This is a genomic window from Proteiniphilum sp. UBA5463 (assembly GCF_002427225.1).
In the GTDB taxonomy this organism is placed as follows: Bacteria; Bacteroidota; Bacteroidia; order Bacteroidales; family Dysgonomonadaceae; genus Proteiniphilum; species Proteiniphilum propionicum.
Genome location: NZ_DIQL01000020.1, coordinates 1 through 11,889 on the forward strand (window position 1 = coordinate 1; position 11,889 = coordinate 11,889).

Sequence of the window (11,889 nt, forward strand, 5' to 3'; positions counted from 1 at the left end):
CACTGAAGTTGGATGTTTGCTGTTGATAAGTACATGCGTATTTGCGGGGCAATATGGGTTGCAAAGAAAAATTTGTTCGTTTTAAACCAATTCATTAACTTTGTGTCGAATTACACGATTCAATTATGGGGTTGACCGGTTTTGACAGCGGGCAGAAGTGGTTTGTAAGCATGCAGTGCGTTGTTGGTTCGCACTTTAATATCAATCCTCAAAGCTATAACTGGCAATAATAACAATTACGCTCTTGCTGCGTAACCGAAGTACAGTAGGTTAATCGCTTAATCCCGGCCAAGGCGTCGGGACAGGACATCACCCGGAAGCTGTGGCTTCGAAGCGTGCCGATCAGGTGGTGCAGGTAAATCGGAGATAGGAGGGGAGAAGCTTTGGCTCCTTTCCGAAATTAAAAAGCTAAGGATGGAGTTTGGTGGTTTCAGTCGCGCTCTTTCCCTACAATTAAAATGAGACTAAGCATGTAGAAAGCAAATTAATTCCTCGTTTGGACGAGGGTTCGAGTCCCTCCAGCTCCACAGTATACGCTGTATGTCAGTGGTTTAGTTAATTTACGCACAGTTTTACGCACAGTTTAGCGTTTGACTGTGCGTTTTTTTTATAATATTGGTATCAATACACAAGTTGTCAAATTATCTCCTCATCTTTGGTATTCAGCAAGAAGAGTAAAATGGCGACCATAAAAAGAAAACAAACATAATTTTAAGAGTATTGATTTTTTTGCTACATTTGTGGTGTTGCTGTAATGCACAAGACATAATTTGCTCAATCGCTCTCGAATCACCACCTCGACATAGAACGGGCATCGGAATACACTTTGAGTTTCACGCCTAGCGTGAACTTGAATCATTAGTGTATTCGGTTTGTGGTGAACATAAGAGCGTATGTCTACGCTTTTTTGCAACACACATATGTAAATTATGTCAAAACAACTAAATATAATCTATTATGAAACTTACAAACTGGCTTATAGCAATTGGGATGACATTTATATCAATGTCATTTGTAGCTTGTAATAAAGATTTGGAACACAAAAAAGAAGAAAAGGTAAAAGTTTCTTTATCAACAATTTTAGAAAGTGTCGAGTTCTCCTCAGAGGCCTTAATGACAAGAACAGGTAATGAAGAACTTCATAATTTATACCAAATTCAAATATGGTACTATCCTCAAGGAAGTACGTCAAAATCACCTTATGCCTACGGACTTTTTGATGACACTTCACTTGCCACATTTGAACTTATTAAGGGATACACGTATTCATTTGCTGTAGCTGTTTATACTGATGGAGCTAACAAATTATCATCATTCGGCGGCTACACAACTTATAAGTATGGTAACAAACATAGATTTACAACTATTTCAAATGAGGCCGTATATGATAGCTCAAACTCTCTTGAAGTTAATAATCCATCAGGTATCATATTAAAAGGTAGTAATGAATACACTATTCCTAGAATAGAAAAGTTTTATGGTGTTTTAGATAACATTGAGGTTACGGAGCCAATTAATGTGTCTATTGATTGCAAGAGAGTTTCATTTGGTCTAAGAGTAAATGTAAACAACTTAACAAAAGGTTCAATTCTGATGGAAAACTCAAGTATGGGAGACATCACTCTCACTCCAGAAAAAACATCATTTGAATCAATCTACTCTTTTTATACATCATCTACAGCACTCAAGGAAGGATATGACCGAGGAACTGGTTATCCTACTAAAATTTATTATGTTAGAGAGGATGATATGAAAGAGCTTCTTTATACTCTTAATGAATATCAATTCAGAATAAATCAAATTTCAAATTTAACCATTAATCTTAAGAGTCAAGACTCAGACAAAACAACTGGAGGAGTTTCTGTCACATTGGACTCACAACCTTATATAGAAGATAATATTGAAATCAACCAAGAGTAGTTGCACTCAAAATTTTGTCAGGGTTCATATTAATATTTGAATGTAATTAAACATAAAAAGATAAGGTGATACAGATTTTTGGTCTGTGTCACCTTTTTTCAAATCTTAAATTGATACAACAGATGTTTTGATACACTATCATTGTCTAATTGCATAATCTTCATCTTCTTACTGATAAATAGTATGCAGTGGCGGGGGATATTGTTATATTGTTATACTAACCCCTGACATTACACCCAATAAGGTCTTGCCAAAGGATTTTCCTGCGACCTCGTGTAAATCTTACGACCGCACCTAAATGATATAAGAACATATCGGTAAGAAGGTCACCATCCATAACGACCTCCGATGTCGGAACTATATACTGACGGGCAAAATAGTCTTTCAACTCCTGATAATGCAAGCGGACTTCTAACCGATACAGGTGTTTCGGGTTTTCGTAATAATCCAAGATATATCGCTTGTTGGACTTGTTCTCAATCTCCGCTTTCTTATCATATGCCTGTATGGTGATGCCGTCACATTTGTTGGTAATCGCCTTTTTCTGTCTGATGGTAATGGTAGGATGCACCAAGCGGCTCAGGGTCGTAGAATAGTCAAAGGTCACTCCCTGTACCAAGGTCTTTCGGTCGTGAATCGCTTTGCCGTTTATTATGGTGGTTACCTCTTTATCACGCATCATCTTCTTAATAAGTGACGGGAAATTTTGTGTAGAATCACAGGCTAGGTCAATTGATGTAAAATTGTTGAAAACGAGATTTAGTAATGTAGGCAACTCCAGCACTTCTGATAATCTATCCTTATCATAAAGAACTGCATTAGCGACCTTGAAATAGACATAAACGACCTTATCGTTGAGGTCGGTATAATGCCCGAATTTCATCTGAGCTACCTGCTCACCATCCAGCATTATATCAAAGAAAAAGCTAAATCTATCATTGATGATGCGGTAGAATCTGTAACCGAAATAATCAATGAATTTTCCTGCCTCAACTGCCTCGAAATTCATCAAATTTTCTATATCTGCCACATAGCATATCTTTAATTCATCTATCTTAATATCATAATGGGTCATTAAAAATTTAAGGGTTGGACTTGCCAACTTATTTGAGACAAAAAGTTAAGCGACATTTTTAATTGATTCTTTTTTAATATTATACTGTTCCCAGAATTCATCGATTGTCAAGTTACCCAATGCTGAAAACCTTCTTTTATGGTTATACCAAGATTCGATATACTCAAATACTTCAAGTCTCATCTGTTCCTTCGTTTTAAGTCGGGTGCCATAAACCAGCTCGCACTTGAAGGTCTTGAAGAAACTCTCGGCAACAGCGTTGTCCCAGCAATTGCCTTTCCCGCTCATGCTTTGCACAACATCAAGGTGTTTCAGCAAATTAACGGTTTGCTTGCAAGCGTACTGAACGCCCCTGTCGGAATGAAAGATCATTCCCTCGCTGAAAGGCCTTCTCCTGTTTGCCATCCTGATAGCCGGGAGAACCGTCCCGGAGGCACCCAGGGCGTCACTGATAGACCAGCCGATAAGCTTGCGATCGAAGAGGTCGATCACACACGTGAGGTACAGGAAACCATCCTTGCAGGAGATGTACGTGATATCGGACACGCACGCCATCGCAGGGTTGTCCCTCTTGAAGTCCCGGTCCAGCAGGTTGGGTGCCACACCATGATCGTGGGAAGCATCCGTCGTCACCTTGAAACGCTTCGAGAGCTTGCTTCGCAACCCCATCGCCTTCATGTGGCGGGCCACGGTGGTCCTCGAAACGGGCACCCCGTTAGCTTGCAAGTCCTTCGCCAACCGGGGACTGCCGTTGCGACCCTTGGCCTCGAAATAGGAGTCCCTGATCTTTTCACGGAGTTCCACCTGTTTTCTCGCCCGCTTGCCAAGCGGCTCCTTCAGCCAACGATAATAACCGCTACGCGATACGCCCAGTACCCGGCACATCATCTCGATCGTCCATTCCCGAGAGTGGTAATCCTTTATGAACATGAATATCAACGATCGCTCGTGGAGATGATGCCTAAGGCTTTTTTTAATATGTCGCGTTCAGTCTCCGCCTCTTTCAGGCGCTTTTCAAGATCGGCGACCCGATCGGCATCTCCACCCTGGAAGCGAACCCCGTTCCCGGGGAAGCTGCCATCTCCTTTTTCCAGGTACTCCTTGCGCCAGCGGTATAGCAGGGCGGGAGAAATACCCAGCTCGTGCGCCAGTTCGGAAACATTCTTCCGATCCAGGCTAAGTTTAACGGCATTTTCCTTGAATGCCTTGTCGTAATGCGTTCTTTGTTTTCTCATATCACACAAAAATAAGCTTTTTATGCTTAACCTCGTGTACCAGCAAAGTTAGCAACTCCAATCAGTGGTTTAACCATTTGATGAGATTAATAAGTTTATTCACAGTAGTATAGTAACTAGTGATGCCAACGCGATACAAAATATTTAAGTCTTATTGATATTGGGAAGCATAGTTTCCTTTATAAATTTGCCTTAATTTATCACAAAAATCGGTATTGGGATTGCTTATATCCATTTTCTGCCGGATGCGGGTACGCGCCTTGTTCACGGTATGCACGCTTTGGTTGACGAGGAGGGCAATTTCCTTGCATGATAATTTGGCATAAGATAACAAGCAAACTTTAAATTCAGTCTCTGAAAATTGAGGAAAGGTTCTTCGGATGATACGAGTCAAGTTGGGATGTAACCCGTTGATTGTTACCTCTAACGTGTTCCAACGGGATTCGTTGTCTTTTCCATAGATAACCTGTTCGAATTTAGCAGCTGTTTTTTTCACGTCCATATTTTCTGATTGATCCAGTTTAGATTTCAGAAGAGTAGAGTTTTGCAACACTTCGAGTTTCCATAGTAACATTTCTCGTAATCGCGTTTGCTGATCTGATGTGCAGGATACTCTCTTATCAAGATCCACTGCCGTTTTGTACAAAGTTTCGGCAACTTCCCGAAGGCTAAGCAGCTTGCTTTTCTGCTTCGTTACATGACGAAGCAGCAGAATGCTGAAAAAACCGGCCGCGAGCAAAATCGAGAATAATGTAATAATAGCACGTTGTCGTTTAAGTTGGAGGTGATTATGTCTGTTTTGCAGCTTCTCATAATCGTGCTTCTGTTGTATCTCGAAATCTTTTTGAGCCATGGCAGCCGCGGTTAAAAAATTACAGGGACTTGCCGCGAAGATGAGGGTGTCTTCCGCTACCGGCAAGTAGTTTTTATAGCCAGCTTGCACTCGTGCCACTTGGTAGCACGTGTAGTGTTCCTTCTTCAAGCTCTTTTCGGGATAGAAAATAGAATAGATTAACAGCATCGCGCTGTCGGGATAATCGTTCATCAGTCGCTCGGCTCGTGTTAACGGTTCCGCGGCCCGTGGCGGAGGTTTGCTACAGGAAAATAATGCAGGAGGCATGAGCGTCAATAGCACTACAAGATAGAGGGGAGTGACATGTTTTATTCGTTGTTATTCAAGTAGTTATTGCCTGCAGTTTGTTTTGTATCTTGGTTACCTGTTGTTTTCATTCGATGGATTAATGTTTCACAAGATATGAAAAATATTCAAACCGCGAAAATATACCTGAATGTTTCGTGAAAATGTGGTGATATTTTCTATTCATGAAACACTTGTTGTAATCTACAAGTTATAATCTCAGTGGTAAAAATGAATTTCCCCATCAAGGATAAAGAAAACGTCTCCTCTCTTTTTTAATGTATTATTGTACAGGTAAAAAAGGGCTTCCCGGGGAGCGTTAAAGTCAATCGATTCTTTTGTCGCTGTCTTTTTGTCGATTGGCCTCCAGTTATTGTCTTCCCAAGAAAACAGCTCGTACTCGTGTCCTTTATAGATGCCAATTCCTAACACTCTCGGTGAATAATGGATGGACGCGATTTGCTTTTCCTCACCAAAGTCTAACCCGGTCCATGACTCTTCCGGGCCGGCAGCATCGTAAAATGTAGTGATGTCCCCGTCAAACGCTTTATCGGCAGTATCTCCCAAGTCACTGTATGATCCCGGAGACCCGATGTTTATCCCTTCAAGCTTGTTGCCTGAAAGATCGTAGAGGGTGATCTCGGAAACATTGCAGAATGAATTTTCCGGTGCTTTGTAGCGGATATAACGCGAAGTTACTGGATGTTTTAATTTTACCATATTGTAAAGTTCGGGAGTTTGGGTTACTTCATGTATTGCCCGGGTTTTGGAGAAATCAGGCGTTTTCGAGCTTTCAAAGACCGCATTAATCATGCGAGTATTCCAATGAAGATCATAACCGGGAACTATTGATGTGAATGATAGCAGGCTGTCGGGGGAATCGGGAGACAAAATGCGTACTTTTCCATCGTTGTCGATGTAGAACGGGTCACCTGCCGGGGTTTGATTCCCGTTTGTATAGTAAACAGGGAGATAAAGAATATTTTTCCCGGTATGATGAAAGCGGAGACTATCGGGATCCGCTTCACCATGGCCTGTCAAACGCCATTCAAAATTGTAGAACAAGGTGAGAAAGACCGAACCCGCCGAGGTTTCGAGATGGTGTTTTACCGGGATGACAGCACTCGCCATGTTATCATGTTCCGAAGAAATATCATATAAATTGTCCTGAAACAAGGGAGGGGTATGCACTTCATCCGTTTGAGCAACCCTATGGTGCTTATAGATTATTCTATAAGCCTTTGCTTTCTGGAATGTGTTGCCTTGGTGGGAGCCGTGAGGATTGGTTTCGGTACCCATGAAGGATATGTGTTTTCCTGTACTGTCACTCACGCTGTTCCAGCTATGGCCGGTGGGGTGGTCTCTCCACTGCGGGGTAAAATCAATGGTCACGGGAATCCCTAACCCCCTCATTACAAAGGCAGCAAGCGCGGTATAACTGTCACACGTGCCCCTGGTTGTTGCCATCAGTTGGGTAAAACTCATGTTTGAAAAGTCCTTGTCCATACGGAATCGAGGTAAAATGTCGTTCACCCTGCCACAGGCCTCTACCGCCGTCATCGTGGAATCTTCTTTTAGCAAGTTGTCTATGTCGGCAAAACTCGCGAGTACTTTCTCACGCCAGTTTTCAAGCGGTTCCGTTCCGACCCTGTACGGGAGGATCTCCTCGCGAAAGGTGTCGAATGAAACGTGTTTCCCCCATGGCTTGTCGTTCCAGACCCGGAATGCCAGGTCGATATTGGAAATTAGGTAGTCTGCCGTGATATGGTTGATATCGTCTTTTCTAACCGGATTGCCCATTTTATAGGTGTCCAAGACTTTTCCCTTATCCGAGGAACTACTCCAACGCAGGTTCACGGTTGCCACATCTTCCCAAGGGGCCTCGTAATATTCAGAATATTTCCCCGGCATGTTCAGGATAAGAAACTCGGCCGCTTTCAGTTTCAGGCTGTCTTCAGGAAACGTGTTGTAATGTTTGAGTACCCGCTCTAGTTGATGACGATTTGAACCCGCAAGTTTCAAAACCTCCTCCATCGGATTGTCTTTTTTATAGGAACAAGCGGAAGAAAAGAAGAAAAACATAAAAAAAAGGATTCCAGAAAGACTCTTCATTGCTATTTCTTGCATATAATATAAAATGATTAAAAAAATTACTGCAAAAAAACTTCTTTATTCTTGGCTTTTGGCATTAAGTTGTTGTTTGTCATAAAATTAATTAATGCTTCTTTAACTTGACGGGATGGACAGGTGGCTTGTCAGAAGAAGAACATATCTTCTCTGGTAAATCCTCTAAATCTCATTCCATCTTGAAAAGAATATCTTTGGAGCTTTGGAAGACAGAATCCAGGTTGCTTATCTTCTCATCTTTTACCCATTGATTCGTTTCCATGAGCGACTTTTCCAAGATGTCATAGTAATACTTTGAAAGCCCTTTATCGGTAAAATCTTTAATCTTGGCAGAGTTGTAAAACTGGTTGTTTTTGACGGTGATTTTCTCCAAGACTATTTTAAATAACTCTTCTTTTTTTGTTTTTTGCTCTTGCGTCAGCAAGCTGTCTGGTTTTTCGATGAACTCCCTTAGCTCTTGAAATGTGCTTGCATACGTGTCTTTATCTGAGGCTGTCCTTTGATTCTTACATGCAACCCCGAAGAGTAGAGCCAAAACTGCTAATAAATATGCCTTTTTTACATCCATAATTATTTAAATTTTTATCAATTAGATTATTGAGCTGTATAACCTTCAAATCTTGAAGTTCCCCCGTTACTATTGGTTGTTTTAAATTTGCAAGTGGCATGTGTATTAGAAAAGTTAGGCGTAATATCTGTTGACCAAGTGCCTATCGCTCCAATACCACTAGCTCCAACACCCCCTACTTCGACATTAAACCCCTGTAGAAAACCAACAGAATTACAGGTTATAGTTATTCTGTTAATTTGAGTAGGTATGAAGATTTGTGTAGTGCCCCAATTCTGATCTCTAGTAGTTATGCTACCTAAATGAGTTTTAGATCCGGGATCAGATTCTGAACCTGATTTCAATCGTACTAGATCCTTTTTTTCAATTGTAACATCAAAATATCCCGTTGATTCCGGATTAAATAATATAAGATCTATTTTTTCTTCAATCTGCTTAGTTATAAACTCATTTGTTTTGTATACATCATTCAGCATCGAATGATAATCCTTTTCTGAGATATTCAGACGCTGCGCTTCTTTTGTTGTCATTGTAAAAGAATACGAATTTTCATCATTCAAATTCAAATAATCTATTCCAATCAAGAAGGCCTCTTCTTGTGAAATATAATCATTTTGCAGAGTGCTAGTTTCATTCTCGCACCCCACTAAAAGTACGCAAACAGTAAATAGAAATAATATAATGAGATAATTGTTTTTTTTCATGATTCTTTGCAAATAAAATTTGTTTCTAATCTTATAGGTGTAAATTATTCCTTCGAAAGGCAGGCGGCTTGCCGGAATAATAAACATTACACCGCCTTGCTTCAGGTAAGCAGGAGCACTCTTGGAGTCCGGGGATCCAAAAGTAATCCTGCCATATGAAAATAAAGACCAAGAGATCATTAGCTTCCCCTATTATGCTCCCGTCGACTATCTCTATGAGAGAGTGAAACCTGAAAATAGTAAAGTGAAACTCCGAGAATAGGAAAAAGAATAATGATGATTATCCATAAAATCTTCATTCCTTGCGAATATTTCGTCCTATTCATTAAATCCCTGATCGCTAAGTAGTCGATGATAATCACTAGGGGAACGAGAAGTAAACTCCAATTGACCATGATGTTTTTTTATTTTATCCAATCTAATTACTTATTCGTCTTTGTTTTTTCAGACAGAATATATTTAGAAGAAAGTTAGCTCTCCGCTGTTTGAAGATAAATCGTAATATCCACGCATTGTAACAGAATAAGAAGTGATAATAACGTCATGAATGGCCACAAACACCTGAACCCTTCCATAAGCAGAAAAATTAACAGTATTGCCACTTTTGCTGTAAGATCCTCCATCATGAACGTAATTTAAATATAAAGAACTTGGAAATCGAAAGCTAACAGTGCTGTTTGTAACTGTTCCATTTTTGAAATCCAAACAAACCGTTGCAGTTAACTCATCATTGTACCCCGAAACACATGCAGTGTTTGTATTTTCATCATTTTCTGTTCCAGAACTGCGTAATCGGGGGACTGAAAATTCTGAAAATGGTACGTTTTCAATAGAAAAAGTGGAGTTTTTCAACTCCTGTAAACGAGACAATACGAACTCTAGATCACTAATAGAAATAGCTTTGTCAGCGATATGCATTCCTTCACTCTTGGAAGAATTGATAATCTCATAGGTTAAGTCATACTGTCCTACTAATTTATTGAACTGATAATCGGTGGATTTGTCAATTGTAATTGTTTCAGTTTCACACCCGCTCATTCCAATTATTAATCCACTTATAACGAAGAGAAGTATTGATTTTACTGAAATATTTTTCATCATGAAATATATAAAACTTTTTTGCCGCCTACTCTTTCGATTTTTGACTTCCTCGGTTACTCTTTTCTTTCATGTCGATTTTCACTTTCACATCCTCGACGTTAGGTTGCAAGCCTGTTTTTTGCCAATTCAAATAATATTTTGTACAAATTGTTTTAACTCTTATCGTAATGTTTCTTCGGCTCATTCAACAAGTTCCGCATTTTGTTTTTGATGCTGTTTATAATCGGAGAAGGAATCTTTACTTGTTTGTCCATTATCTTCTGTGCCAATGCCCGCGCCTCTTCTTCTTGCCCGGTCTCCAGGTAAAGTCCTGTCAATTGATATAGCGGCATGAATTTTACAGGACACATTGCCGCCGCTTTCTTCAAATAACCTTCTGTTTCATCGTGCTGCTGTAGTTGCCGGCAATTGTCAGCCATGAGCATCTGCAGGTCGTAATCCGCCCAAAGGTTATCACATTCACGCGCTATTTTCATGCTTATCTTGTATTGCCCCGCCACGTTCAGTTCTGCCGCGTAATTGTAGAGGAACAGGTCATTGCCGTTCAAATATGTATAAATGGATTCATATCGGGGCAGCATCCGGTCAGTCTCACCCCTTAGCGACCTATGGGCTATCTTGTGCCACTCGCGTTCATGATATGCCTGACGAGTGGTGGAAAATAACAATCCCAATGAAAATAACAGGGCTATCCCTTTTGAAAAATAACCGTTAAGTGCCGTGATGCCTTTTCGAGGATTGGCTGCCAGTGCGAAAGCGAGAAGCGCCACCGTCATGAGCCGGATAAACGGATAATTGAAAGGGTACGAGAAGAAAGCACAAACACCTGCTGCCAGCAGGCCCAGCCTGATAGCGAACAGCTCCGTGGAGCGGTCCTCGCGGGAGCCCCATAACGGTACGATGATCAGGAGCGACGTCAGGCATAATCCCACCAAGCCATGGTTGACCGCCCATTTCAGGAACTCGTTGAACGGGTGGCGCACGTTGTCGGCAAGCATCGCGTATTTACTGCTGGGATGCTTCATGAAATATGAAGCCTGTTCGTTCATGTAATTTGCCGTGAATCCACGGGCACCATGCCCGAGAAAGGGCCTGTCGGCTACCAGTTGAACTGAACAGCGCCACATCAACAACCTGCCGCTGGCCGAGTCTCTTTTCATGAAGAACATGCCGGTAAATAAAAGCAGGAACCCGGCGAACAGAAATAAATGGTGTACGGGGCGTATTTTCAGGTCCCGCTCTCTCATCATGCGGAAAAAAAAGAAAATGATCATGACAACCATTGCAAGGATGGCGGCTCGCGCCCGAGACAGTATGATCACCCCCGCGACAAGGCAGACCGCTGCAGCGGACAATGCCCGATGGCGTTTTCCCGTCCAAAGGAAAGTGTATAACACGAACGGCAATAGAACGACCAGCGCGGCGGATATGCCCGCCGGGTTGTCGAACGGGCCGGTCACGTTGAACGAGCCATGGTAAGGCTTCAGCAGGCCGGAAAATTGCCCCAATCCCCATAAGGAAAGAATAACGGCCAATAGCGAGAATACAGCGAACAATAACTTTTTGTCGCGCAAGTGCTTCCAAATGGCATGGAACAAGAAGAAGGTTGCTACAAGCGTAACGATAGTTGTCATGTTTTCAATATTTCCCCCGCTTTGCCACAGGTGGTACGTTGCCCATATCGTTATTAAGAGTATAAAGCTCTTGGGGGGGAGAGTAATCCGGTTCTTTGTCAATAAGACATACCCCATGATCCCCATGCTTATCCCTGCCTGTATCCACAATGCAGGTGCAGTGGCAAACCTGTTTACAAAGATAGCGGGAATAAAAAAAAGTGCACCTGCTAAAAGTGTGAACAAGTAGAAAAAGAGAATATGTTTCACGTCGAATTTCATTAGGTAACGAATTGAATTTTAAAGCACCTGTTGTCGAGTTTGTTTATTTCATCACATGCAAAGTTAAGGAAATGTAAAAATGTTTCCAATAGATTACGAGTGGATACTACTAAGGTATCAATAGTT

General features: G+C 41.3%; 11 protein-coding genes and 1 other RNA gene. 2 read left to right on the forward strand and 10 right to left on the reverse strand.

The features are described from left to right. Nucleotides 1-127: 127 nt before the first annotated feature. Together ssrA and B3B27_RS03650 are read left to right on the forward strand one after the other, a co-directional pair. Nucleotides 128-530: a transfer-messenger RNA gene (gene ssrA / locus B3B27_RS03645) on the forward strand. Between the two features lie 427 nt (nucleotides 531-957). Then, a complete protein-coding gene (locus tag B3B27_RS03650; protein ID WP_286846861.1) occupies nucleotides 958-1,920 on the forward strand; it encodes a hypothetical protein in 963 nt (320 codons plus the stop codon). A 217-nt stretch (nucleotides 1,921-2,137) separates the two neighbouring features. Here the strand turns inward: B3B27_RS03650 and B3B27_RS03655 are convergent, their stop codons facing one another. From B3B27_RS03655 to B3B27_RS03695, 10 genes are all read right to left on the reverse strand, one after another. After that, a complete protein-coding gene (locus B3B27_RS03655) occupies nucleotides 2,138-2,995 on the reverse strand; it encodes a hypothetical protein (protein ID WP_286846863.1) in 858 nt (285 codons plus the stop codon). Nucleotides 2,996-3,040: 45 nt separating this feature from the next. Further along, complete coding sequence (locus tag B3B27_RS03660; protein WP_286846864.1) at nucleotides 3,041-3,925, reverse strand: IS3 family transposase; 885 nt, start codon at nucleotides 3,923-3,925, stop codon at nucleotides 3,041-3,043. Nucleotides 3,926-3,930: 5 nt separating this feature from the next. Next, entirely contained in the window at nucleotides 3,931-4,230 is a 300-nt protein-coding gene (locus B3B27_RS03665; RefSeq protein WP_286846866.1) for a transposase, read from the reverse strand. Between the two features lie 151 nt (nucleotides 4,231-4,381). Continuing rightward, entirely contained in the window at nucleotides 4,382-5,275 is an 894-nt protein-coding gene (locus B3B27_RS03670) for a helix-turn-helix transcriptional regulator (protein WP_286846868.1), read from the reverse strand. Between the two features lie 312 nt (nucleotides 5,276-5,587). Continuing rightward, nucleotides 5,588-7,495 (reverse strand): discoidin domain-containing protein, encoded by a 1,908-nt coding sequence (locus B3B27_RS03675; protein ID WP_286846870.1) that lies wholly within the window; start codon nucleotides 7,493-7,495, stop codon nucleotides 5,588-5,590. A 169-nt stretch (nucleotides 7,496-7,664) separates the two neighbouring features. After that, nucleotides 7,665-8,063, reverse strand: coding sequence for a hypothetical protein (locus tag B3B27_RS03680; protein ID WP_286846872.1), 399 nt, complete (start codon nucleotides 8,061-8,063; stop codon nucleotides 7,665-7,667). Nucleotides 8,064-8,089: 26 nt separating this feature from the next. After that, nucleotides 8,090-8,947 carry a hypothetical protein gene (locus B3B27_RS03685; RefSeq protein ID WP_286846874.1) on the reverse strand — a complete coding sequence of 286 codons (858 nt, stop codon included), beginning with the start codon at nucleotides 8,945-8,947 and terminating at the stop codon, nucleotides 8,090-8,092. Next, nucleotides 8,947-9,162 (reverse strand): PLDc N-terminal domain-containing protein, encoded by a 216-nt coding sequence (locus B3B27_RS11805; RefSeq protein ID WP_414703274.1) that lies wholly within the window; start codon nucleotides 9,160-9,162, stop codon nucleotides 8,947-8,949. Before B3B27_RS11805 ends, B3B27_RS03685 begins: the two co-directional genes overlap by 1 nt. Before the next feature lie 64 nt (nucleotides 9,163-9,226). After that, a complete protein-coding gene (locus B3B27_RS03690) occupies nucleotides 9,227-9,868 on the reverse strand; it encodes a hypothetical protein (protein ID WP_286846876.1) in 642 nt (213 codons plus the stop codon). Between the two features lie 152 nt (nucleotides 9,869-10,020). Continuing rightward, a complete protein-coding gene (locus B3B27_RS03695; protein WP_286846878.1) occupies nucleotides 10,021-11,763 on the reverse strand; it encodes an O-antigen ligase family protein in 1,743 nt (580 codons plus the stop codon). Nucleotides 11,764-11,889 lie beyond the last annotated feature (126 nt).